The 23081-nt window shown below is 60.7% G+C and carries 20 protein-coding genes; 12 read left to right on the forward strand and 8 right to left on the reverse strand.

Annotated features, from left to right (window positions below; all coding sequences use genetic code 11):
- Positions 1-35: 35 nt before the first annotated feature.
- The 7 genes from IB248_RS04570 to ybaL all read right to left on the reverse strand — a co-directional run bounded on the left by IB248_RS04570 (position 36) and on the right by ybaL (position 10224).
- Entirely contained in the window at positions 36-1526 is a 1491-nt protein-coding gene (locus tag IB248_RS04570) for a lipopolysaccharide biosynthesis protein (RefSeq protein ID WP_018859717.1), read from the reverse strand.
- Positions 1527-1593: 67 nt separating this feature from the next.
- Entirely contained in the window at positions 1594-2511 is a 918-nt protein-coding gene (locus IB248_RS04575) for a glycosyltransferase family 2 protein (RefSeq protein ID WP_192240393.1), read from the reverse strand.
- 665 nt (positions 2512-3176) lie between these two features.
- A complete protein-coding gene (locus IB248_RS04580) occupies positions 3177-4799 on the reverse strand; it encodes a VOC family protein (RefSeq protein ID WP_025660323.1) in 1623 nt (540 codons plus the stop codon).
- A complete protein-coding gene (locus IB248_RS04585) occupies positions 4796-5245 on the reverse strand; it encodes a hypothetical protein (RefSeq protein WP_169681166.1) in 450 nt (149 codons plus the stop codon). The genes IB248_RS04580 and IB248_RS04585 overlap by 4 nt, the downstream gene beginning before the upstream one ends.
- 87 nt (positions 5246-5332) lie before the next feature.
- On the reverse strand, positions 5333-7888 hold the full coding sequence (gene secD / locus IB248_RS04590) for a protein translocase subunit SecD (protein WP_169681171.1): 2556 nt from the start codon (positions 7886-7888) through the stop codon (positions 5333-5335).
- Positions 7889-7980: 92 nt separating this feature from the next.
- The gene (locus IB248_RS04595; RefSeq protein WP_025660320.1) at positions 7981-8361 is read right to left on the reverse strand and encodes a hypothetical protein; all 381 of its coding nucleotides are present in this window, start codon (positions 8359-8361) and stop codon (positions 7981-7983) included.
- A 54-nt stretch (positions 8362-8415) separates the two neighbouring features.
- The gene (ybaL, locus tag IB248_RS04600; RefSeq protein ID WP_025660319.1) at positions 8416-10224 is read right to left on the reverse strand and encodes a YbaL family putative K(+) efflux transporter; all 1809 of its coding nucleotides are present in this window, start codon (positions 10222-10224) and stop codon (positions 8416-8418) included.
- Between the two features lie 34 nt (positions 10225-10258).
- On the opposite strand from ybaL, the gene IB248_RS04605 reads away from it, so the two are divergent.
- Positions 10259-10564, forward strand: coding sequence for a helix-turn-helix domain-containing protein (locus IB248_RS04605; protein ID WP_018859710.1), 306 nt, complete (start codon positions 10259-10261; stop codon positions 10562-10564).
- 4 nt (positions 10565-10568) lie between these two features.
- Here IB248_RS04605 and IB248_RS04610 read toward each other — a convergent pair whose 3' ends face one another.
- On the reverse strand, positions 10569-11990 hold the full coding sequence (locus IB248_RS04610) for a glycosyltransferase family 39 protein (protein WP_192240394.1): 1422 nt from the start codon (positions 11988-11990) through the stop codon (positions 10569-10571).
- A gap of 646 nt (positions 11991-12636) precedes the next feature.
- On the opposite strand from IB248_RS04610, the gene IB248_RS04615 reads away from it, so the two are divergent.
- The 11 genes from IB248_RS04615 (at position 12637) to fliF (ending at position 22821) form a co-directional block, all read left to right on the forward strand.
- The gene (locus tag IB248_RS04615; protein ID WP_192240395.1) at positions 12637-14250 is read left to right on the forward strand and encodes a globin-coupled sensor protein; all 1614 of its coding nucleotides are present in this window, start codon (positions 12637-12639) and stop codon (positions 14248-14250) included.
- A gap of 63 nt (positions 14251-14313) precedes the next feature.
- Entirely contained in the window at positions 14314-14607 is a 294-nt protein-coding gene (locus tag IB248_RS04620; RefSeq protein WP_018859706.1) for an STAS domain-containing protein, read from the forward strand.
- A complete protein-coding gene (gene cheY1, locus IB248_RS04625; RefSeq protein WP_007530053.1) occupies positions 14604-14969 on the forward strand; it encodes a chemotaxis response regulator CheY1 in 366 nt (121 codons plus the stop codon). The genes IB248_RS04620 and cheY1 overlap by 4 nt, the downstream gene beginning before the upstream one ends.
- 17 nt (positions 14970-14986) lie before the next feature.
- A complete protein-coding gene (locus IB248_RS04630) occupies positions 14987-17260 on the forward strand; it encodes a chemotaxis protein CheA (protein ID WP_192240396.1) in 2274 nt (757 codons plus the stop codon).
- A 3-nt stretch (positions 17261-17263) separates the two neighbouring features.
- Positions 17264-17731, forward strand: a complete 468-nt coding sequence (locus IB248_RS04635) for a chemotaxis protein CheW (RefSeq protein WP_192240397.1) — start codon at positions 17264-17266, stop codon at positions 17729-17731.
- On the forward strand, positions 17728-18639 hold the full coding sequence (cheR, locus tag IB248_RS04640) for a protein-glutamate O-methyltransferase CheR (protein WP_018859704.1): 912 nt from the start codon (positions 17728-17730) through the stop codon (positions 18637-18639). Before IB248_RS04635 ends, cheR begins: the two co-directional genes overlap by 4 nt.
- Positions 18636-19679 carry a protein-glutamate O-methylesterase CheB gene (gene cheB / locus IB248_RS04645; protein WP_025660316.1) on the forward strand — a complete coding sequence of 348 codons (1044 nt, stop codon included), beginning with the start codon at positions 18636-18638 and terminating at the stop codon, positions 19677-19679. The genes cheR and cheB overlap by 4 nt, the downstream gene beginning before the upstream one ends.
- A complete protein-coding gene (locus IB248_RS04650; protein WP_007530058.1) occupies positions 19679-20068 on the forward strand; it encodes a response regulator in 390 nt (129 codons plus the stop codon). The genes cheB and IB248_RS04650 overlap by 1 nt, the downstream gene beginning before the upstream one ends.
- Positions 20065-20619, forward strand: coding sequence for a chemoreceptor glutamine deamidase CheD (gene cheD, locus IB248_RS04655; protein WP_018117031.1), 555 nt, complete (start codon positions 20065-20067; stop codon positions 20617-20619). Before IB248_RS04650 ends, cheD begins: the two co-directional genes overlap by 4 nt.
- A 17-nt stretch (positions 20620-20636) precedes the next feature.
- Entirely contained in the window at positions 20637-21026 is a 390-nt protein-coding gene (locus IB248_RS04660; protein WP_062369605.1) for a hypothetical protein, read from the forward strand.
- Between the two features lie 103 nt (positions 21027-21129).
- The gene (fliF, locus tag IB248_RS04665) at positions 21130-22821 is read left to right on the forward strand and encodes a flagellar basal-body MS-ring/collar protein FliF (protein ID WP_169681175.1); all 1692 of its coding nucleotides are present in this window, start codon (positions 21130-21132) and stop codon (positions 22819-22821) included.
- The last annotated feature ends 260 nt before the right edge of the window (positions 22822-23081 follow it).

Below are 23081 nucleotides of genomic sequence, written 5' to 3' on the forward strand. Positions count from 1 at the left end.
TCCTTGTTTACGGACACTCGGGTCCATGCAAGCGGCTAGGCTTCGGCCTGTTTGCGGAATGGGTTGAGGGACATGGCAAGCGCGATGTAAGGGCGGATGACCGAGCGGCCGAAGATCGGCAGGAACGCCAGGTAAATCAGTCCGCCCAGGCCGATGCTAAGGCCAAGCGCGAGCCAGCGGTTCTGAATGTGCTCTACGATGACCGGATGCGCGAACCACACGCAGACGGCCATCAGTGTCGCGCCGCAGAAGGGTAGGGCGACGGCCTTCAGCGTGCTTTTGGCGTCGATATGCGCGTATCGCTGAAGCACATATTGCTGATAGGGCATCGTCAGCCAGGCACGCAGCGTATAGCCCGCAGCAACGGCGACAACGCCGTAGGGGACGAGCAGCCAGGTGAGGATCAGCGTCGTCACGAGCTGCAGGGCGGCGACGGAGAGGATCGATTCCGCCCGGTTGACAGCCGAGAGCGCCGACGAGGCAAAGAAGTTCGTGACGAAGGGAACCGCCATCAGCACGAGGACGGTGGCGATATCGCCGGCATTGCCCCACTTGTTGCCGAAGAGCAGCGCGATCATGTCGTTCGACAGGGCGCCGAAGCCGAGCAGCAGCGGGATGGTTCCGAGCGCGGCTGCACCGACGATCTTGTTGTAGGCGTTGCGGAAGGCCGTGTGGTCGTTCTGCAGGCGCGACAGCGTGACGAGCGATACGCTGCCGATCGGGGCCAGCACCGCTTGGCCGATCAGCTCGATCAGCCGCCAGGCAATGCGATAGCGGCCGACTTCGACCGGGCCGAACCAGCGCGAAATGAAGATATCCTGCACGCGGGCGAGCAGCATCCACATCAGCTGGGTCACGACAAGGCTGATGCTGAAGAGGAAAACGGACCGGAACATCGGGACATTGAAGCGAAACTTCGGCATCCAGGGATAGTAGAACCAGCCGAGGAGCACGGTCACGGCGGCGTTGACCGCGGTCTGCGCAACGAGCGCCCAGACGCCCCAGCCGAGAAAGGCGCAGACGACGGCGGTGATGCCTGAGAGCAGGCTGGCGGCGATTGCCTGCCCGGCGAGGCTCTTGTGGCCGAATTCACGGGCAAGGCGCGCATTGTGGATGACGGCCAGCGACGAAATCGGAAGCAGTGGTGCCAGCCAGCGCAGAATGCCTGAAACCGATGGATCGCGCACCAGATCGCCGTAGTAGGGCGCGAAGAAGAACACCAGCGAGGCAACGATGGCGCTGAAGGCGATCGTCGCCCAGAAGGCGGTATCGGCAAGCTCCTCGTCGAGATCAAGCTGGCGCGTGACCGCATCGCCGAGGCCTGCATAGGCAAGCACGCGGCCGATTTCCACGAAGAGGCTCGCAAGCGCGAAGGTACCGAAGTCGCCGGGCCCGAGAATGCGTGCGAGGATGACGAAGATCACGAAGGTCGCGATTGTGCTCCAGGCCACGCGAATGACCGACCAGAGGACGGAAAGTGCGGTTTTCTTCTTAAGCTCGGCGTGCGCAATTGCCGTATCGGCCATGCATTATCCAATCGAATTTGGCTCGCGAAGAGTCGCGCGTTGATTCTGTTGGCGGCGAAGCGAAACCTCAGGCGGGCTGCTTTGCCTTCGGCCCTCGCCAGTAGGCGAGCATGCCGGTCAGGTTGTCACGAAGCTGGCTGCGGTAGGTCAGGCCAAGTTCCTCGTTGAGTTTTCGGCGCCCGATGGCCTCCATGAGCGCCTGGCGGATTTCCCAGCGCAGCATGCCGCGCATGTTCGAGCGGCGATCGAAGAGATATTTGGCGTACAGCGCTCCGTTGCCGAAGGCGTAGCCGGTCTGGAGACGCTTGATATCCGCGAGTTCACGCCGTCCATGGAAGTGTTTGACGGCAAAATCCGGCAGATATTCGACACGCACGCCGGCATTGAAGGCGCGGTGCACGTAGTCGGTGTCCTCACCGGAGCGGAAAGGGGAGCCCGCCCCGAAGCGAGTATCGAAAAAGCCGATCTTCTCGACCAGCCCATGGGGAAACGCCATGTTCGCGCCATGAATGAAGCCGCCGGCATGCAGCTCGCTGCTCAATACCGCAGGTTCCATCTCGGGCTTGATCGTGACCGGCAGGTCGCGTGTGTCGCCGAGCTCGATCCGCCCGCCGCGCATGACCATCTCGGTATCCGAGCTGAAAAGCGCTGCGAGCGTGCTGAAATAGTCGGGGAAAATCTCGCAGTCGTCGTCGGTAAAGGCGAGGACACGGCCTCTCGCGGCGTTGAGGCCCGTGTTGCGGGCGACGGCGAGGCCGGGTTTCGCTTCATAGATCAAGTTGGTCTTGATCGGCGCGGTCGACGCCCATTGGCGGACGACGTCCGACGTCTCGTCCGTGGAGCCATTGTCCACGAAGACCAGTTCAAGTCTCAGATAGTCTGCCTGGCGGGCGGCAATAGAAACGGCATCCAGGCAGTTCGTTAGTCCATAGGCCCGATTTCTCGACGAGATGATCAGGCTGATGTCCACGGGCCGAGGAGGCATGCAAATTCCCCTTCTGCGATCGATGTCGAGGCGAGGATAGGGCTGGGACCCCGCTTCGGCAAGGAGCATTTTGCGCTGCAGCAAAATAGAACAGTTGGAGCAGTTCGCAGACGAATGTGGTAATTTCTTGCCTTCTGTATCGCTTAAGACAATCTAAATATAGATTTAAAAGATAAATGCTGAATTCTGGGGATAATGTAAGTGGAAATAATTCGTAGAAATTCATAATTCTAGTTTCAAAAATATATAGTATGATCAAATTGAGAAAAGATATGTAAAGATGTCGACGTATATTGTATAAAAAAATACAGCAGCGTCGAAATATATTTACACCGTATAAGTGTTGCAAACAGTCATGGCATTGCTTTCAATTTCTGGAAAAGAGACGGGCACGTCTTCATGAATAACAAATAACCGAGGGCCTTTGCGCAGTGGCGTTCATTGTTGACGTTTAGCACGAAGCAGAAAGGTACAACCGTCGGGAACAGCAGACCTTTGTTCGCTATCGTCAAGCGCGAGTTTGTGAAGGCTTGTTTGTCTTTGCTTTGAAACGTTGCTTCCGAACGCCGCAAAAGGACGGAATTGCAGGCGTGTCCGCGCGCGTCGGTGCATGAATGCAGGGGAACGCAGGGCCGGTGCCGCCCCTGCGAAAAAGCCCTTCCGAGCTAGTTGATCTGCTGTGCCAGCCATTTCTGGATGATCGAAACATCAGCGTCGCCGAGATCGTGTCCGCCGGCGATGACATCAGAGTCGACGGTCGCTCCCGATTGTTTCAGCCGGGTTTCGAGGTCGCTGGCATATTTGCCGTAAGCATCCGTCTTGCCGCTGATGACCAAGAGATCCGTGCCTTTGAGATCGGCGTGCGGATAATCCTTCAGGACCGGCATGGAGCGCAACAGCACAGCTTTGTGCACCAAATTCGGATGCAGATAGAGGAGCGAGTTGAGCAGGTTCGCGCCGTTGGAATAGCCGACATAGACGATCTTCTTCGGATCCAGGCCGTAGGACGATACGGCTCCCTCGATGAAGGCGGCAAAGGCCTCGGCTTCGTTCTTGATATCGTCCTGGTCGAAGGAGAACGGCGTGATGCGCTTGTACCAGCGCGGAATGCCTTCCTCCGTCGCCCGTCCGCGCACGCCAAGCAGCGTGGCACGCGGGGCAGCCTCGTGCAGCAGGGGCATCAACGTCGTTTCGTTGCCGCCTGAGCCGTGCAACAGCACGAAGACGCTGCCGTCAGGATCCGGCGGCGTATAAAAGCGGTGCACGAAGGGCAGGTCGCGGTAGTTGATGCGGGGCTCGCCGGGCATCGAAAATTGCGGCAGTACGACCTTCAGATCCTTGAGATCGGTGATTGGGTCCTTGGGAACGAAAAGCTTGGTGCCGAGCGTGGCCCGCGGCTCGTCCACCATCATGCCGGGCTTGTCTGTCGCCAATTCGATCAGTGTGCCGCCTGGCTCGCGGGCATAGAGCGATTCGAAATACTTGCGATCGTGCAGGTTCGTCGCCGACGCGCCGCTTTCCTTCAGGGCATCGTGCACCTTGTGAAGTTGCTTCTCGTCTACGGCGCGGAAGGCGACGTGATCGGCCGTCCCGGTACCGGGCGCGCCGGACCAAAATCCCTGGGCATTCCTGATGTCGACAATATCGCCCGATTCCGAGACAAGCCGGTCGATATTGCCGCGCGTTTCCTGGAAGCGGTAGCCGAAATGACGCTCCGCGAAGTCACGGCTTTCGGCCGGTTTCTCGGTGAGCATGGTGACGCCGCGTACCCGCTGAATGGCGTGTTCGACCGGAACGCCCGCGCCGTCCCAGGTAGCGGGCGACTTCAGATCACGGGCGCCGGCGAGCTTGACGATGATATTGTCGGGGTCCTTCAGCCGCAGCACAGGTTCGCCAAACTCATCGGCCGGGCCTTCAGAGCGAAGTCCGAAACTCATGCAGCGGGTGAGCCAATAGCCGATGCTCGATGGATCGATCGCAAGCGACAGCTCACCGATCTGGCTGTGGCCGACGCGGCCGGGTGAACCGTCTTCCCATACAAGGAAGGTCACCAACGAGCCGGGGCTGCCAACGCCGTCCCCGTAGAAGAGATGAAGCTGCGTGGCGTCTTCGAATCCGGCGGTCTGCTTGACCAGCCGCATGCCGAGAAAACCCGCGTAGAAATCCACGTTTGCCTGCACCTTTCGGGTCAGGAGGGTCACGTGATGGATGCCAGATACCATTGAATACAGTCCGGATGGATTGGGAGGCGTCGCCATCGCCAGCATTAGTGCAAGTATAAACGTCATGCCGTTATAATTGGGGTTTGCCTCGAAGGTTCCGCATAAAGAACTAAGCTATCTCCACGCGCCTGCAAATTCAAACTGTCCAGTCCGTCCAACACTTCGCGGAATTGCTGAAGGGTCGGCGGCTTGAGCATGCAGGTGGATGCTGCCATCGAGCGCGCGCAGGTTTTGCTCGCGCGGCCGTGAGGCCAAGCCCCGCGCCGGCGGGTCGCCCTGCCTGCGGCAGCTTCCAGAAGGCGTCGAAGATCTTGTCCTGATAGGTGGGGTCGGTACCAGGCCCGGCTCTTCAACTGGTCGCCGTCAAGCTTGCCGGCCAAGTCGTCGAGCAGGATTTCCGCGTACATCGCGATGTCTCGCGGCGGCGATTGCAGATCGTGCGAGGCGATTGCCAGGAAGCGCCGAATGCGCTCCTCGTTTTCAGTCGATTCAATCGGTTGCTCGGACGACATGCTGCAGAACCTCCCAGTCGGGCGAGAATAGAAAGAGGGCGCCGGTTCCGCAACCGGCGCCCTCATTTCGTTTCATCTCACTAGCACTCAGCCGGCGGTCTTGCGCGGCTGGCCCTCTTCCGGAGGGATGATTTCTGCTTCGGGCTCGGCCGCAGCAATGGCCTTGCCGTGGCGACGACGCCAGTCGCCGAGGAAGAGCAGGATCGGTGCTGCGATGAAGACCGACGACGCGCCGGCAACGAGAATGCCGAAGACCATCGGGATCGCGAAGCTTGAGACCGCGCTGCCGCCCCAGATCGCCATCGGCAGCAAGGCAAGAAACGCCGTCGCGTTGGTGTAGAGGCTTCGTGCGAGCGTCTCGTTGATCGACCGGTCGATGATCTCGCGCAGCGGCATCGACTTGTAGAGGCGCATGTTTTCACGCATGCGGTCATAGACCACGACCTTGTCGTTCACCGAATAGCCGACGAGCGTCAGGATGGCTGCGATGGCTGTCAGGTTGAAGTCGAGGCCGGTCAGCGCGAAGAAACCGATCGCCTTTGTCACGTCGAGGATAAGCGTGACGATAGCGCCGACAGCGAATGGCCATTCGAAGCGATACCAGATGTAGAAAAGCATCGCCAAGCTTGCGATGACGACCGACAGAATGCCGGCCCAGGCGAGCTCGCCGCTGACCTTCGGACCGATGACATCGGTGCCGGTAACGGTTGCCGACGGGTCGATCTTGACGATCTCGGCCTTCAGCTTTTCAACGGCTGCCGTCTGGGCTTCTTCCCCACCTTCCTGACGCTGCGCACGCACCGCCATGGTGTTGTTGTCGCCGTAGGTCTGGAGGGAGACTTCGCCGAGGCCAAGGCTGTTCAAGCCTTCGCGGAAGCGGCCGAGATCGGCGGCCTCCTGCGTCTTGACCGACATCTGGATCCCGCCGCGGAAGTCGACGCCGTAGTTGAGACCCGGATGGATGAAGAGGACGACCGAGGCGATCGACAGAAGCGCCGAGACCGTCACGCCGAAGAAGCGAGCCTTCATGAACTGGATATGGCGGCCGTAAGGGTTGAACATCATCGGGATCATCGGCTTGATGTTCAGGACCTTCAGCTTACGACGGCGTGTGATCTCGATCATCGTGACGCGAACAAAGGCGACAGACGTGAACATCGAGATGATCAGGCCAAGCGCCATGGTCACAGCGAAGCCGCGGACCGGGCCGGTGCCGAACCAGAACAGGATGGCCGCTGCGATCAGCGCCGTCATGTTGCCGTCGATAATCGTCGAATAAGCGCGGCGGAAGCCGGTATCGATGGCAGCGAACGCGCTCTTGCCCTTGCGCGTCTCTTCGCGGATGCGCTCGTTGATGAGAACGTTCGCGTCGACCGCAAGACCGATACCGAGGACGACACCCGCGATACCTGGCAGCGTCAGCGTTGCTCCGACAAGCGTCAGGGCCGAGAAGGTCAGGATCGTGTGGATGAGCAGCGCGAAGTTCGCGAGGAAGCCCCACGTGCCATACAGGATGAAAATGAAGGCTGCGACAAGCGCGAAGCCGACGAGACCCGAATAGATACCCATGCGGATAGCGTCCGCGCCGAGGTCGGCACCGACGGTGCGTTCTTCGATGACGGTCAGCTTGGCAGGCAGGGCGCCGGCGCGCAGCATGGCGGCGAGCGTTGTTGCGCTGTCAGCCGAGAAGTTGCCCGAAATCTGGCCGGAGCCGCCGGTGATCGGTTCGCGGATGACAGGTGCGCTCAGCACCTTGTCGTCGAGAACGATGGCGAACGGATTGCCGACGTTCTGACGGGTGATGTCGGCGAATCGGGTTGCGCCGGCGCTGTCGAAGCGGAAGCTGACGACGGGCTCATGCGTATTCGGATCGAAGCTGACGCGCGCATCCGAAAGACGGTCACCCGAAATCTCGACGCGGTCGAGAACTGCAAAGCTGTTGCCCTGCTCATCCTTCAGCATCGTCACGCCCGGTCCCGGAGCGTTGTTCGGAGAAAGCATGTGGAAGGACATCTTCGCGGTCGAGCCGAGAAGCTGGCGAAGGCGAGACGGGTCCTGTGCGCCCGGGAGCTGCACGAGCACGCGGTTTCCGCCGATGCGCTGGATCGTCGGTTCGGCGACGCCGACCTGGTCGACGCGCTGGCGAATGACTTCAAGGCTCTGCTGGACCGCGGAATCGACATTGGCTGCAATGCCGGCCGGCGAGAAGGCGACGAGGATATTGCTGCCGCTGGTCGTAACCGAGAGATCGGACTGGCCGGCGCTGAGGCCGGTGGCAATCGCATTGCCGAGCGTCTTCAGCTGTGTGACCGCATCGTCCGTCTGTGCCGTATCCGTCAGGGTCACGACGATCTGGTTCTGATTGCGAACGACTGATTTCGTCTGGATGTTCTTCTCGCGAAGGACGCGGCGGGCATCCTGCAGGAGCGACTGCAGGCGCTCGCGGGTCAGGTCCGCTTCGTCAACTTCGAGAACGAGGTGCGAGCCCCCGCGAAGGTCGAGACCGAGCGAAACCTGGTTATGCGGCAGCCACGAGGGCAGACGCGCGAGGGTGGATTGCGGCAGTGCGTTCGGCAGAGCGATCAGAATGCCGAGGAGAATGATCACCGTATAGGTGAACACCAGCCATGGTGAATTACGCATGTTGTTGTTTATCCTTGATAACGCTTGAGCCTGCGCTCCTCGCGCTGGCGGCGTGTCTTAAAAGCAATGGAAAGCGCCGGACCGGCGCGCATTCATGCCGAGGCCGCAGGCGGGCCGTGCGAGTCGTAAGCCCTCGCATCGGCGGCGCGAAGCGCGGGATGGAAGGTTGCGAGGGGCTGCTCACCGCCAAGGCGGAGCTCGATATCAGGCGTCGCGCCAATGGCTGCTGCGCCGGGGTCGTAAGGGACATGTTTGGGAGCCGCCTTGCGCTCGGCGGTCAAAATGCCGCGTACGGTATCGCGAGCGCTCAGCTGCAGCGGCTGGCCGTCCTTGGCGGACGAGGAGACCGAGTTCGCACCGCGGCTGGGGACGATGACCAGATTGCCGCCGAACAGAAGGCCAAGATAGGCGAAGACGGCAATGACCAGCGAGATCGCAACACGACTGCCCATGCGGCGTGCGTCGAGCCTCATCTCGTGATCATCTGGATTTTCAACCTCGTACCGGCTCAACGGCGCAAAAGTCTCTCATTCTTTATCGGGAGAAGGCGTGTCCTCGACTGCAATTGTAGCAGTGTCGGCCTCATCTTCATAGCGCACACTGTCATGATGCACTTGGGCGAGCCGGTCAACCATGCCCATGGCGATTTCGCGTTCGCCCATGATAACAGTGTCTGCACCGTACTCCAGCAATTCATCCACTTCGGCGTCGGAATGCGCGCGGGCGACGATCAGGAGCGAAGGGTTGATGGTGCGCCCTTGGTCGGCAACCCTGCACGCCTCGAATGCGTTGGGGATGGCGATGACGAGACTGCGGGCGCCGGCGATGTTTGCGAGGTCGAGCAGCTCGCGCGAGGCGGCATTGCCGCTGATCGCTTCGATCCCCTGATCCCGCAGTTCGCCGATGCGGTTGCTCGAGTCCTCGATGACAAGGAAGGGCGTGCCCGATGATTTGAGGTTTTGACCGACGATGCTGCCGACACGGCCGTAACCGACAATGATTGCATGCCCGCGAAGCGCCGTCGGCTGCCTGTTCTCCTCTTCCTCTGGCTCGGGCTCTTTAGCCGGCTCTGGCACATTCGTCGCTATCGGCTCTTCGCGCTTTGTCCGCTCCAGCACGCGGCGCAACCGATCGCAGGCGTAGAACAGCAGAGGGTTGAGGATGATCGAGATCAGCGCGCCGGCAAGGATGAGGTCGCGCCCCTCCTCGGGCAGCAGACCGAGCGAGACGCCGAGTGCGGCCAGGATGAAGGAGAATTCGCCGATCTGCCCAAGGCTCGCCGAAATCGTCAGCGCCGTGCCGACAGGTTTGCGGAACAGTCGTACGATCAGGAAGGCGGCGATCGACTTGCCGACCACGATAATGAGAACGGTGGCCAACACTGGCAGCGGTTTATCGATCAGGATGTTCGGATCGAACAGCATGCCGACCGAGACGAAGAAGAGGACCGTGAAGGCATCGCGGAGCGGCAAGCTTTCCTGGGCGGCGCGCTGGCTGAGTTCGCTCTCGGCCAGAACCATGCCGGCAAAGAAGGCGCCGAGCGCCAGCGACACGCCAAACAGCTTCGAGGCACCGAAGGCAACGCCGAGCGCGATCGCAAGCACGCCGAGGCGGAACAGTTCGCGGGATCCAGTGTGCGCGATGCGGTGCATCGTCCAGGGAATGAGGCGGCCCCCGAAAACCAGCATCACCCCGACGAATATCACGACCTTGACCAGGGTCATGACGATGATGCCGCCCATGCCAAGGTCGAGGCCGAGGAGCCGGCTGATCGCGGCTGAAAGCGGCTCTGCCGTCGCATGCTCTCCACCGCCGATGCTGGCGGCTGCCGGGATCAGAACGAGCGCCAGGACCATTGCGAGGTCCTCGACGATCAACCAACCGACCGCGATCCTGCCGCGATCGCTATCGATCAGCCGTCGCTCCTGCAGTGCCTTCAAGAGGACGACTGTCGAAGCGACGGAAAGAGCGAGTCCGAAGACAAGGCTCCCTCCCGTCGGCCATCCCATGAGCGCCCCCAGTCCCCAGCCGAGTAGCGTGGCAAATCCAATCTGCACGATGGCGCCGGGTACCGCAATGCCGCGAACGGAGAGGAGGTCTTTCAGGGAGAAGTGCAGTCCGACGCCGAACATCAGCAGGATGACGCCGATCTCGGCCAGTTCAGGCGCAAGGCTTTGGTCGGCAACAAAGCCCGGCGTATGCGGGCCGGCGAGAACGCCTGCGACGAGATAGCCGACCAGAGGCGGCATTCGGAGCCTGTGGGCGAGCGTGCCGAGAATGAACGCAAGCACGAGGCCTCCGACGATTGTCGAAATCAAAGGCGTATCGTGCGGCATCATTCTCTCCCGAACTGGAAATCCCGTTTAAAACATGACATATATGGCCTATATCAACCAATATGGGTGGTTTGACATTATGGGTCAAGGCGCAAAGGAAACAATTCTGACCCCGGCATTGTGCCGGGCCGCTCGCGGATTGCTTGGCTGGACGCAGCTCGACCTCGCGGAACAGGCCGCCGTGTCGCGCAGCACCATCCGTGACTACGAAGGAAAGCATCACGATATCCATCGTGCAACCGAGGCGCAGTTGCGTCTCGCCTTCGAGCGAGGGGGCGTCGTGTTTGTGGAGGTGGAGGGGACGGGAACATGCCTTGGCCTCCCGTCTACCCCGAAGTGAGGTCCTATTTGCCGGTCAGGCAGGCCGGCGAAATCCTGTAGGAAAAGATAGTCTTGCCGCGGTAGTAGCCTTCCGTCGGCTGCCAGCTGCGGACCAGCTCAGGCGTTTGAGCGCACTCGACCGGGTGTGTCGTCACAAAAAGCACGTCGTCTGCAACGTCGCTCGGCAGCGCAAAGGTCTGCTCGTAATAGTTGTCAGGCGCGTCGACGGGCGGCTGCGCGTAGATACGGACAGGATCGTTCCTCAGCGTGTGGAACATGTCCGCCAGGAGATCGCGGCTGTCGCTGACAATGATCGAGGTGCCGGACTGCCGCGCCAGCTCGCCAGCCTCGCGGCTGATCGCGCTACGGCCGAGATAGCGCTTCATGATCTCGCTGCCGTTCGGCAGCACCAGCTGGTGCGCAAAGATCGCGGCAAGAGGAAACAGAAAACTCGCCGTGCCATTTATGGCAAGCGACAGGCGCAGGCCCTTGGGCCAGAGGCGGTCAAGCAACCACACGGCAAGGATCGTTCCCGCGATATAGGCCGTCACGCCCCAGTTGGCATAAGCCTTGGCCACCAGCGCCTGGAAGGTGATCAGCACAACGACAGGGATAGACAGCCAGATCAGCAGCTTTTCCCTAGGCTCGCTCTTGCCCTTGAGTGCGCGGACAACGGCCCAGAGCATCGCGGAGAATACGATCGGCCCGACGACGCCGAATTGCGCCGCGAAGAATTCCAGGCCGCCGGCCACATTGACGCCGAGCTTGCTCCAATGCGCGATGTTGGTGGTGTGACGGACCGTTGTTCCGTCATGGGCAAGATTCCACCAGAGATTTGGCGCAGCAACGACAAGCGCAACGATGACGGCTGTGAAAAAATCGCGCCAGGCGATGCGTGCGCTCGGAAGCAGAATGAGCGCGATCAACCCGCCGGGAACGACAAAGAGGATCGCGTATTTCGAGAGGAAGGCGCAGCCGACGGCAAATCCCATGAGGATGGAGAGGCCGACGGAACGCTTCTCGGTCAGGCCGAAATAGGCCCATAGTGCCATCGTCAGGAAAAAGAGAAGCACGACATCGGTCGAGAAGAACACAGATGACAGGGCAACGCCGGGCAGGGTGATGAAGGTCGCGCCGGTCCACCCTTCAATCCTCGGTCCGACAAAGCGGTTGGCCGTCTTCATCAGCATGATCGCGGTCGCCATGTAGATCAGCGGTCCGCTCACCCTGATCCAGTAGATCGACGTCGATCCTGCAAGCTCCGTCATGGCTCGAATGACCCAGGCGATCATCGGCGGCTTCGAGTAGTAGCCGAAATCGAGATTCTGCGACCAGAACCAGTATTGCGCCTCGTCGACGAACAGATCGGTCGTGTCGAAATGGAGGGTGATGACTCGCCAGAGCGTCACGGCAAGAACGATGAGGAGACCAAGTCTGGCAGACATGAATGCAATTCCCGCTGAACTCAACTACCGCAGTAAAGCCAAAGATTAACGCACCGGCATGCCGGTGCGTTTGACCACTCGTTACAATCTGGTTGTGGAATTTTAAAGGACGCGCAGGGCAACCTGACTGCGGGTCGCTTCGATACGGTCAAGCAGCGCAACGGCTGCGAGAACAGCGATCGAAAGAACGCACGACCCCAATCCGAAAACAATCATTGCCCAATCCTTCTGACGTCATGTCACGGTTATTTCTGGGCATATACCACAAAGCTTGCCTAGGACTGTAGCAGCGCCGCAACGCAAGCCCAGTAATTCATAGATGGTTATTGGGGCCTGCTGGAAAGTCGACATTCATAAAATACGCATTAACCTTCAGGCAAGGAATTAACCATAAACATTGCATGACACGTCGGAATGGGAAAACTTACTCGTTCCCACCAGGCATGACGCCGCACCGCCGTACCGGTCGATCCGGAATCCATCTCATCAAGCAGCTCCGAAGCAGAATCGACTGATCGGGAGGCTTCACGCCGCCGGCTGCAGCCGAGGCAAGCCACCAATCAGCAGCGTGCACGCTGCGCGGAGCAATAGTTTAATGACGGGCAAGCGCCCGGCATGTGGTTGGGGACAGGTGTTGGGGCAGGAAATGCCATCAGATCAGGCTCGAGGAGCGCAGGCAGGCAGCTTGCGTGAGAGGCTGCGCTTTGCCGGTCTCGACGCCGAACACTGTGATTTGGTCCGGCGCCACCGTCTCGACCTTCAGCAGCATCTGACCGCCGGTCTGCGTGACCTTTTTCAGCGTTTTCAATCGTTTCCAGACGCGGCGCGGAATTTCGAGAGCGAACGTCAGGTCGAGCGCCTCCACGACCTGCAGGCCTCCCACTGGGATGTTCTGACCGATGCGCGCTTTGACAGCCTTTATGCCGAGCGTGTGAAGGTTCTGTCTGATTCCGAAAGCAAGATGGGTCTCGACCCGCGCTGGCATGTCGCGGGTCATGGCGTTGTTCTCGAGCATATCATCGGCGGCCTCGCAACCGAGTTGGCCGGTCGCTCCTTCCTGCCGAGCAGCCGTCGTCGGGCCAAGGAAATCTCCGACCTCATGTCGGCGATCATTCGCCTCGTGATGGTGGACGTCGAGATTGCCGTATCCTTGCGTTTCAATGCCTTGCGGGCCACCCAGCAGCGTGCGCTTGCCGATCAGCGCGCCAGTGACAAGGCGGACGTCGCACGCGTATTCGCCGATGTTATCAATGGCCTTGCCACGCGCGACCTCACGGTTCGTGCGACCATCGAGGAAGACGGCGCCCATCGGGATATCGCGCAGGCGCTCAACGGTGCGCTCGATGCCGTCCAGGCCGAATTTCAGGCGATCGCCGAAAAGACGGCGGTTGCCGGAACCTCCGTCCAGACGCTTGGCGATGCGTCGAAGCAATTCGCCGGAAACGCGTCCGTTCATGCCCAGCAGTTGCTCTCCTCTGCAGCTGCGCTTGCCGATCTGTCGGAAAGCGTTCGCCACGGCGCCGCGGGTAGCCGGGCTGCCGAGCAGGCGGCGGCCACGACCCGCGCCGCGGCCGAAGAAAGCGGCCAGGTTGTCGGGCGCGCGATTGCTGCGATGGCGGATATCGAACAGTCTGCCGAGCGGATCGGACAAATCATCGGCGCAATCGACGAGATTGCTTTCCAAACCAATCTGCTGGCGCTGAATGCTGGCATCGAAGCCGCGCGCGCCGGCGATTCCGGACGTGGTTTTGCCGTGGTCGCGCAGGAAGTACGTGCGCTAGCGCAACGCTCGGCGGACGCGGCGCGCGAGATAAAGACGCTAGTGAGCACCACCAAGTCGCAGGTGGATGCCGGCGTCCAGATGGTTGGACGTACGCAGGATTCGATTGGCAGCATCGTTCGCCAGGTCAGTGAGATCAACACGGCGATCGCGATGGTCGCTAATCAGGCCAGCGAACACGCTGCGAACCTCGATGTCGTGACAGCTGACGTGAAGGGCCTCGGCGCCCAGATGACCGATAACGCGGCTTCCGCATCGCGTTCAGCCGAAGGCGCCGACTACCTGCACAGTGTCATCGTCGAACTCGGCCAAACGATCCGCGAGTTTCGTATTGCCCGGCAGAACGCCGAGCCCGCGCGCCCCCCGCCGGTGTTCTCCCCGGCGATCGGCATCAGGCGGACCGCCGATGTCGTGGCTGACGACGAGGACTTCGGATTTGTGCAGCCGGTCGCCTCGGCCGGAGGGCGGATTGCTTACTAACGGACCGGTATATGAGCGCCGCTCACATACGTTGAGCAGTAACCAGGAGACAAGGAAGAGCTGATGGCGGCAAGGAAAACTGGGAAAACGCTGAACCTGTCAGCGGTGCTTGATCTGAACGAAGCAACCATGCTTCGCGACAAGCTCGTCTCGTTGCGCGGCAATGATCTGGCCATCGACGCGTCCGCGGTCGAACGCGTCGGAGCCCTGAGCGCGCAGGTCCTGATGGCAGCCGCCAAGACCTGGGACCAGGACAAGCTCGCCTTCACGTTCAGCAAGGTTTCGGACGCATTTCAGAAAACCATGCAGCTGATTGGTGTCGATATCCATCTGCTCGCCAAGGAGATCCGGCAATGAAGAAAAAAGTGCTTACCGTGGATGATTCACGGACCATAAGGAACATGCTTCTCGTGACCCTCAACAATGCGGGCTTCGAGACGATCCAGGCTGAAGACGGCGTCGAGGGCCTCGAGGTTCTGGAAGAATCCAATCCTGATGTCATCGTCACCGACATCAACATGCCGCGCCTTGACGGTTTCGGCTTTATCGAGGGCGTTCGCCGCAACGACAAGTATCGTGCGATCCCGATCCTGGTCCTGACGACCGAAAGCGATGCGGAAAAGAAGAACCGCGCGCGCCAGGCCGGCGCCACCGGCTGGATCGTCAAGCCTTTCGACCCTGCCAAGCTGATCGATGCCATTGAGCGTGTAACCGCTTAAACCCAGGATTTTCTCCTATGGATATGAACGAAATCAAAGAGATCTTCTTCCAGGAGTGCGAGGAGCAGCTCGCCGAACTGGAATCCGGTCTTCTGAAAATGAATGATGGCGATCGCGATCCGGAAACCGTCAATGCGGTGTTCCGTGCCGTCCATTCGATCAAGGGTGGCGCTGGCGCCTTCGGTCTGGATGATCTCGTCGCTTTCGCGCATGTCTTCGAGACCACACTTGATTGCGTTCGTTCCAACAAGCTTGAGCCGACACAGGATGTCCTGAAGGTCATGTTGAAGTCGGCTGACGTGCTGGCCGACCTGACCAATGCCGCCCGCGACGGCGGCAGCGTCGATGAAAGCCGCAGCCGCGGTCTGGTGAAGGAACTGGAAGCGCTCGCCAACGGCGAGCTGCCTACCCCGTCCGCTGGCGTGGAAGCTCCGGTGGCTAAGCCAGCGCCTGTCGCCGCCACTCCGGCCCCCAAGCCGACCGATGACAGCGGCTTCCAGCCGATCCCCTTCTCCTTCGACGATTTCAGCGGCGAGGAAGAGGTCGGCTCCGATCTGCCGACTTACGAAATCACCTTCAAGCCGCGTTCGGACCTCTATTCCAAAGGCAACGACGCGACCTTGCTGCTGCGCGATCTCTCCCGCCTCGGCGAGATGAGCGTCTACTGCAACATGGATGCGCTGCCGGGTCTCGACGAGCTCGATGCGGAAGCTGCCTACTTCTATTGGAACATCACGCTCAAGACAGACAAGGGCGAAGATGCGATCCGCACGGTCTTCGAATTTGCCGAGTGGGATTGCGACCTGCAGATCACCGCAGGCGAGGAAAAGGTGACTGCCCCCGACGCCGAAGAACTGCCGATGATCCCAGTGCCCTTCGACCTGTCGTTCCTCGATGATGGCGCGACCGAGGCACCGGCCGAGCAGCCGAAGGCCGACGTGGCCGCTGCAGTTACTGCCGCCGAGACTGCTTCCAACGTCACGCAGATGGCCGCCGCCGCTGCTCGTGTCGAGAAGAAGGAATCGGCTGCCGCCGCTGCCGCAAGTGCAGCTGTCGCCGCCCAGAACAACGCCGCTGCCGGCGCTGGTCAGACCATCCGCGTCGATCTCGACCGCGTCGATCGCCTGATCAACCTCGTCGGCGAGCTCGTCATCAACCAGGCGATGCTTTCGCAGAGCGTCATCGAAAACGACACGACCGGAACGTCATCCATCAACATGGGCCTCGAGGAGCTGCAGCAGCTCACCCGCGAGATCCAGGATTCGGTCATGGCGATCCGCGCCCAGCCGGTAAAGCCGGTCTTCCAGCGCATGTCGCGCATCGTTCGCGAAATCGCCGACATGACGGGCAAGACGATTCGCCTGATCACCGAAGGTGAAAACACCGAAGTCGACAAGACGGTCATCGACAAGCTGGCCGAGCCGCTGACGCACATGATCCGCAACGCCGTTGACCACGGTATCGAAACGCCCGAAAAGCGCGCCGCCGCCGGCAAGAACGTCGAAGGCACGGTTCGCCTGACGGCGAAGCACCGCTCCGGCCGCATCCTGATCGAGCTCGCCGATGACGGCGCCGGCATCAACCGCGAGAAGGTCAAGCAGAAGGCCATCGCCAACGAGCTGATCCCGGCTGACGCCAACCTGACCGACGAAGAAATCGACAACCTGATCTTCTTGCCGGGCTTCTCCACCGCCGACAAGATTTCCGACATTTCCGGTCGCGGCGTCGGCATGGACGTCGTCAAGCGCTCGATTCAGGCGCTCGGCGGCCGCATCAACATCACCTCGAAGCCAGGGCAGGGCTCCGTCTTCACGATGAGCCTGCCGCTGACCCTTGCCGTTCTCGACGGCATGGTCGTCACGGTTGCCGGCCAGACGCTGGTTGTCCCGTTGACGGCGATCGTTGAGACGCTGCAACCGGAAGCCGCCGCGATTCATTCCTTTGGTGCAAACCATCGCCTGATCTCGATCCGTAACAGCTTCTGCCCGCTGGTCGATGTCGGTCGCATCCTGAACTTCCGTGCCACGCAGGCTAATCCTGTCGAAGGAGTCGCTCTTCTCGTCGAATCGGAAGGCGGCGGTCAGCGCGCGCTCATGGTCGATGCGATCCAGGGGCAGCGCCAGGTCGTCATCAAGAGCCTTGAGGCGAACTACACGCACGTTCCGGGTATCGCTGCGGCGACCATCCTCGGCGACGGTCGCGTGGCTCTCATCCTGGATGTCGACGCGGTCGTGGGAGCTTCCCGCGGTCAAGCGTTGAGGCAGGAAGTGTCGCTGGCAGCTGTGGGGTAAGCTATGTCGTATGCCGTAAAAAGTCTGAAGGATGGGGACCGCGAATTGATCGCGTTCCGCATCGGGGATCAGGAATTTTGCGTGAATGTCATGTCGGTGCGCGAGATCCGCGGATGGACGCCGGCAACGGCGATGCCGCACTCGCCCGGCTATATGAAGGGCGTCATCAATTTGCGCGGTGCGGTGCTGCCGATTATCGATCTGTCGGCTCGCCTCGGCATGCCGGCGACTGTGCCGACGGTGCGACACGTCATCATCGTAGCGCAGGTGCACCGCAAGGTCGTCGGTCTGTTGGTCGATGCCGTGTCCGACATTCTGACCGTCACTGAAGACAATGTGCAGCCGACACCGGAAATCGCATCTGAGCTGCAACGTCAGTTCGCGCGCGGCATCCTGGCGATCGACAAACGCATGATCTGCCTGCTCGAGCTCGAAGCCATTTTCCCCGAAACGGAAAGCGAAGCCGCATGAATGTTCTGAGTGCAAAAGACATGCGGCAGGGAAACCCTGACGAGGTGTTGGCAAGCGGAGAGTACCCGCTGACGCGCCGCGACCTCACGGAAATCGCTGCGATGATCTACTCGGATGCAGGCATCTTCCTGAACGAGACCAAGGCCTCGCTGGTCTACTCGCGGCTGTCGAAGCATATCCGGAATCTGGGCCTTTCCGGATTTCGGGAGTATTGCGCGCTCGTTTCTTCACCGGCGGGTGCGGCGCCGCGCCGCGAGATGCTGTCGCATCTGACGACGAACTTCACGCGCTTCTTCCGCGAGAACCACCACTTCGAGCACCTTCGGGACCATGTGCTGCCAGAACTGCTGCATCGCGCGAAGATGGGCGGTCGGGTTCGTATCTGGTCGGCTGCCTCGTCGGATGGCCAGGAACCCTATTCCATCGCGCTCACCGTCCTGTCGATGATGCCCAACGTCGCCGACTACGATTTCAAGATCCTGGCGACCGATATCGATCCGAAGATTCTGGCGATCGCCCGTGCCGGTGCCTATGACGAGAGCGCGCTCGAAACCGTGTCGCCCGCCATGCGCAAGCAGTGGTTCAGCGAGGTCGAGGTCCAGGGGCGGCGCAAGTTCCAGGTCGACGACCGCGTCAAGCGTCTGATCACCTACAACGAGCTGAACCTGATGGCGCAGTGGCCGTTCAAGGGCAAGTTCGACGTCATCTTCTGTCGGAATGTGGTGATCTACTTCGACGAGCCGACGCAGATGAAGATCTGGTCACGCTTTGCCGAATTGCTGCCTGAGGGCGGCCATCTCTATATCGGCCATTCCGAACGCGTCTCCGGCGACGCCAAGCATGTCTTCGACAATATCGGCATCACCACCTATCGCTACACGACCAAGGGCGTTGGGAGGAAGGCATGAGCGCACCGGCCAAGGTTCTCGTCGTCGACGACTCCGCCACGATGCGCGGCCTGATTACCGCTGTTCTCAGCGCCGATCCCGAGGTCAGCGTCATCGGTCAGGCAGGCGATGCGCTTGAGGCCCGCGAGGCGATCAAGAAGCTCAATCCTGATGTCGTAACGCTCGATATCGAGATGCCGAACATGAACGGTCTCGACTTCCTCGAGAAGATCATGCGGCTCCGCCCGATGCCTGTCATCATGGTCTCGACGTTGACCCATCGCGGCGCCGATGCCTCTCTGGCGGCGCTTGAGATCGGCGCTTTCGACTGCGTCGGCAAGCCGCTCCCGGGCGATGCGCGTCCCTTTGGAGATCTTGCCGAGAAGGTGAAGGCTGCCGCCCGCTCGCAGCGACGCCAGTACGCTCAGCCGGCTCCGGTTGCTCCGCCACCTGCTGTCGCTGACTTCCGCGTCGGCCGCAAGATCGTCGCGATCGGTTCGTCGACCGGCGGCGTCGAGGCGTTGATTGCGGTGCTGCAGAAGTTCCCGGCAAACTGCCCGCCGACGGTTATCACGCAGCACATGCCGCCGACCTTCACCAAGAGCTTCGCGGAACGCCTCAACCGGCTTTGCGCGCCCGTCGTGCAGGAAGCGACCGACGGTGCGCGCCTGGAGATCGGGAAAATCTATCTTGCACCAGGCGGCGAGCGCCACCTGCAGGTTGCCAACGTCCATGCGCCATGCTGCCGCCTCATCGAACGCGATCCGGTGAACGGTCACCGGCCATCCGTCGACGTGCTGTTTGACTCGGTTGCCGAACTGGCAGGCCGCAACGCGGTCGGTGTGATCTTGACCGGCATGGGACGCGACGGTGCCGCCGGCCTCTTGAAGATGCGCCACGCCGGCGCGCGTACGCTCGGCCAGAACGAAAAGACCTCAGTGGTCTACGGCATGCCGAGGGTTGCCTACGAGCTCGGCGCCGTCGAGCAGCAACTGCCCCTCAATGCCATCGGCGAAGAAATTTTGAAAATGACAGCCGCCCGAAAGGAAGGAACTGACTAATGTCTATCGCAGAGAAAATCAAAGTTCTGATCGTCGACGATCAGGTCACGAGCCGTCTGCTGCTCAGCGACGCTCTGACCCAGCTCGGCTTCAAGCAGATTACGGCCGCCGGCGATGGTGAGCAGGGCTTGAAGATCATGACCCAGCAGCCGCATCATCTTGTCATCTCCGATTTCAACATGCCGAAGATGGATGGCCTCGGCTTCCTGCAGGCTGTTCGCGCCAACCCGGCGACGAAGAAAGCCGCCTTCATCATCCTGACGGCGCAGGGTGACCGCGCACTCGTGACGAAAGCGGCCCAGCTTGGTGCCAACAACGTTCTCGCCAAGCCCTTCACGATCGAGAAGATGAAGGCGGCTATCGAGGCCGTATTTGGAGCATTGAAATGAACCTCGATGTTGCGGCCCGCCGCGTTCATATCATCCAGGGCGAATGGAAGGTCCTGAATGATCCGAGCGCGGTACTGACGACCATCCTTGGCTCGTGTGTGGCTGCATGCCTGCGAGATCCCGTGGCAGGCGTTGGAGGAATGAATCACTTCCTTCTGCCAGGGACAGGAAATATGCCGATGACGGGCGCAGACGCCACGCGATATGGCGTCCACCTGATGGAATTGCTGATCAACGGTCTACTGAAGCAAGGGGCGCGTCGCGACCGCCTGGAGGCCAAGATCTTCGGCGGGGCGAAGACGATCTCGACATTCTCGAATGTCGGCGAACAGAACGCCGCCTTTGCGGTGCAGTTCCTGAAGGATGAAGGCATACCGGTCGTCGGCTCCAGCACCGGCGGGGAGCACGGGCGCAAGCTCGAGTACTGGCCGGTCTCGGGACGCGCTCGGCAGTATCCGCTCACCGGTGCGGAAACGCAGAGAACCGTTGCGCTTGAGCAGCGTCCGGTCGCTCCGCAGAAACCCGTCGAAAACAGCATCGAATTCTTCTGAGGGCAAGGACCTTACTAATGACTGTGAATGCCATGACAGAGCAGCCGTCGCCCGCCGAAGCCCTGCCTGATGTCCTGATGCGTATCGTCGCGGAGTTGCACGACGTCGCTTACCTGATCGAGCGCATCGAACCACAGCTCCTCGACGTCGGGGGCGGCGAACTGCTGAACTCGCCGGAAAGCATGAAGGTGATGCAGGGAATTGATCTTGCCGTGCAGAAGACGCGCGGTCTTGCCGAGTTCATAGATACCATCACGGGCGAGATTCCGCAGGACTGGTCTGTCGATGTCGCAACGGCCCTGAGCCTCGTGAAGCTCAGTGAAATGCAGCGCGCTCTGAGCGGGGCGGCGCGCTATAGCAGTGTTCAGCCGCTGGCGAAGGCAGCCGGAGACTTCGACTTCTTCTGATCCGGCCTGCTCGCACCCTCCGAAACGTTCGCACAAGTTTCGGCACCTATTGTCCACATGAGGCAACAAGCCTGCTTTGTCTGGATGGTCGTGCGAGAACAGAATGAATCTGTTAAATCAATTAGTTCAAATTTTTAAGAACTTCAGTTCGCTAGGACGGAATCGCTTGCTGGCGTTGGCCGGCGTGGGTGTCGTTTCCGTGGTACTCATCCTGGCGGCGGCCTTTTTGGTCAATAAGCCGGCCCAGGAAACGCTTTATGTCGGGCTTGATACGCCCGATCTGAACCAGATCAGCATTGCGCTCGCCGAGGCAAATATCGGTTTCCAGGTCGGAACGGATGGCTCCAGCATCACAGTTCCCGCCGGTATGACCGGCAAGGCGCGTCTCCTGCTCGCCGAGCGCGGCCTCCCGAACAGCGCCAACGCCGGCTATGAACTCTTTGACAACGTGGGCTCTCTCGGCCTGACGTCGTTCATGCAGGAAGTCACCCGGGTTCGCGCGCTCGAAGGTGAAATTGGCCGCACGATCCAGTCGATCTCCGGCATTACGGCAGCACGCGTCCATATTGTCATGCCCGAGGTCGGCAACTTCCGCAAAGCCGAACAGAAGCCGACCGCTTCCGTCATGATTCGCGCAAGTGTCGCGGCCGGCCGCACCGCGGCGACTTCGATCCGCCACCTTGTTGCGTCTGCCGTTCCCGGCCTCGATGTCGCCGATGTTACCATCCTCGACTCCGCAGGCCAGTTGCTCGCTTCGGGCGACGAGGCCAGCAACAGCTCGCTGAACCGTTCTCTGAACATCGTCCAGAACGTCCAGGGCGAAGTTGAAACCAACATCGACAAGGCACTCGCGCCCTTCCTCGGCATGGATAACTTCCGCTCCAGCGTCACCGCGGAATTGAATACCGATAGCCAGCAGATCCAGGAAACTGTCTACGATCCGGAATCGAAGGTCGAGCGCTCGATCCGCACGACCAAGGAAGCCTCTCAGTCGCTGCAGAAGCAGTCCGACAACGCGACGACGGTCGAGCAGAACATCCCGCAGGCGGCACCGGACTCGGGCGGACCCAACGGTCCCGAATCGCAAGACAAGTCCGACAAGAAAGAAGAGCAGACCAACTACGAGATCAACAGCAAGACCACTGCCACGACGCGCAACAGCTACAAGATCGAAAAGCTCTCCGTTGCAGTCGTCGTTAACAAGGGGCGCATTGCTCAGATGGTCGGCGAGCCGGCGGACCAGGCAAAGATCGATGCCTATCTCGCGGAGATGCAGAAGATCGTGGCATCCGCCGCTGGCATCAACAACAATCGCGGCGACATGGTGACCGTTACGGCCATGGACTTCCTGGAGAACCAGCTTCTCGAGGAAACCGGCGGCGGCGTCCGTGTCATGGATATGCTGAGCCGCAATCTCGCAGGCATCATCAACTCGCTCGCTTTCGTCGCAGTTGCCTTCCTTGTGGTCTGGATGGGCGTCCGCCCGATGATCCGCAGCGTGACCGGCAACGGCGCCGCGGTCATCGGCGACACGTCGCCGGAAAGCGCCGGCCTCGAACTTCCCGATTTCGCTCCGGCGGGTGGCGTGGGCACCGGTGCTGCGCTCATGGATGGCTTCGGTTCGGACTTCGGCTTCGACAGCACTGAGGACCTGCTCAGCCTCGGCGACGACGACGGCAACTTCAATCGTCGCGTCAAGGAAGGCCCGGAACGCAAACTGGCGCGCATGGTCGAGATCAACGAGGAGCGCGCCGCGAAAATCCTCAGAAAATGGGCGGTCGACAACGCCGCGTAATGAAAGGCCGGGCAACCGGCCTCAGACTGCTGACAAACCCGTCGATATTTTCGGCGGGTTTGTTTTTTGGACGTTGGTTGTTTTAGTTGGGTTCTGAGGCGGGGCGAAGTTGGCGGCCTCTGGCCCTCATGCCATGGCTGGTCTGGGTGGCTTGGTGAGCGCCATGGCGATCTTCTTGATGTTTTGGGCGGCTGCAGCCAGCAGGCACTGGCATGCGACGCGGGTGAGACTTCGAAAGCGGGCATAGCGATGCCCGTGAA

Source organism: Rhizobium sp. RHZ01 (genome assembly GCF_014851595.1).
Taxonomy (GTDB): Bacteria; Pseudomonadota; Alphaproteobacteria; order Rhizobiales; family Rhizobiaceae; genus Rhizobium; species Rhizobium altiplani.

What these genes read in the sequence shown, in the direction of transcription:
- secD (WP_169681171.1), bottom strand. Translation starts at nt 7,888, where the DNA reads ATGCGTAATTCACCATGGCTGGTGTTCACCTATACGGTGATCATTCTC.
- IB248_RS04585 (WP_169681166.1), bottom strand. Translation starts at nt 5,245, where the DNA reads ATGTCGTCCGAGCAACCGATTGAATCGACTGAAAACGAGGAGCGCATT.
- cheY1 (WP_007530053.1), top strand. Translation starts at nt 14,604, where the DNA reads ATGAAGAAAAAAGTGCTTACCGTGGATGATTCACGGACCATAAGGAAC.
- IB248_RS04615 (WP_192240395.1), top strand. Translation starts at nt 12,637, where the DNA reads ATGCCATCAGATCAGGCTCGAGGAGCGCAGGCAGGCAGCTTGCGTGAG.
- IB248_RS04660 (WP_062369605.1), top strand. Translation starts at nt 20,637, where the DNA reads ATGACTGTGAATGCCATGACAGAGCAGCCGTCGCCCGCCGAAGCCCTG.
- IB248_RS04650 (WP_007530058.1), top strand. Translation starts at nt 19,679, where the DNA reads ATGTCTATCGCAGAGAAAATCAAAGTTCTGATCGTCGACGATCAGGTC.
- IB248_RS04580 (WP_025660323.1), bottom strand. Translation starts at nt 4,799, where the DNA reads ATGACGTTTATACTTGCACTAATGCTGGCGATGGCGACGCCTCCCAAT.
- IB248_RS04630 (WP_192240396.1), top strand. Translation starts at nt 14,987, where the DNA reads ATGGATATGAACGAAATCAAAGAGATCTTCTTCCAGGAGTGCGAGGAG.
- IB248_RS04575 (WP_192240393.1), bottom strand. Translation starts at nt 2,511, where the DNA reads ATGCCTCCTCGGCCCGTGGACATCAGCCTGATCATCTCGTCGAGAAAT.
- cheR (WP_018859704.1), top strand. Translation starts at nt 17,728, where the DNA reads ATGAATGTTCTGAGTGCAAAAGACATGCGGCAGGGAAACCCTGACGAG.
- fliF (WP_169681175.1), top strand. Translation starts at nt 21,130, where the DNA reads ATGAATCTGTTAAATCAATTAGTTCAAATTTTTAAGAACTTCAGTTCG.
- IB248_RS04570 (WP_018859717.1), bottom strand. Translation starts at nt 1,526, where the DNA reads ATGGCCGATACGGCAATTGCGCACGCCGAGCTTAAGAAGAAAACCGCA.
- IB248_RS04635 (WP_192240397.1), top strand. Translation starts at nt 17,264, where the DNA reads ATGTCGTATGCCGTAAAAAGTCTGAAGGATGGGGACCGCGAATTGATC.
- IB248_RS04620 (WP_018859706.1), top strand. Translation starts at nt 14,314, where the DNA reads ATGGCGGCAAGGAAAACTGGGAAAACGCTGAACCTGTCAGCGGTGCTT.
- cheB (WP_025660316.1), top strand. Translation starts at nt 18,636, where the DNA reads ATGAGCGCACCGGCCAAGGTTCTCGTCGTCGACGACTCCGCCACGATG.
- cheD (WP_018117031.1), top strand. Translation starts at nt 20,065, where the DNA reads ATGAACCTCGATGTTGCGGCCCGCCGCGTTCATATCATCCAGGGCGAA.
- IB248_RS04610 (WP_192240394.1), bottom strand. Translation starts at nt 11,990, where the DNA reads ATGTCTGCCAGACTTGGTCTCCTCATCGTTCTTGCCGTGACGCTCTGG.
- IB248_RS04595 (WP_025660320.1), bottom strand. Translation starts at nt 8,361, where the DNA reads ATGAGGCTCGACGCACGCCGCATGGGCAGTCGTGTTGCGATCTCGCTG.
- IB248_RS04605 (WP_018859710.1), top strand. Translation starts at nt 10,259, where the DNA reads ATGACATATATGGCCTATATCAACCAATATGGGTGGTTTGACATTATG.
- ybaL (WP_025660319.1), bottom strand. Translation starts at nt 10,224, where the DNA reads ATGCCGCACGATACGCCTTTGATTTCGACAATCGTCGGAGGCCTCGTG.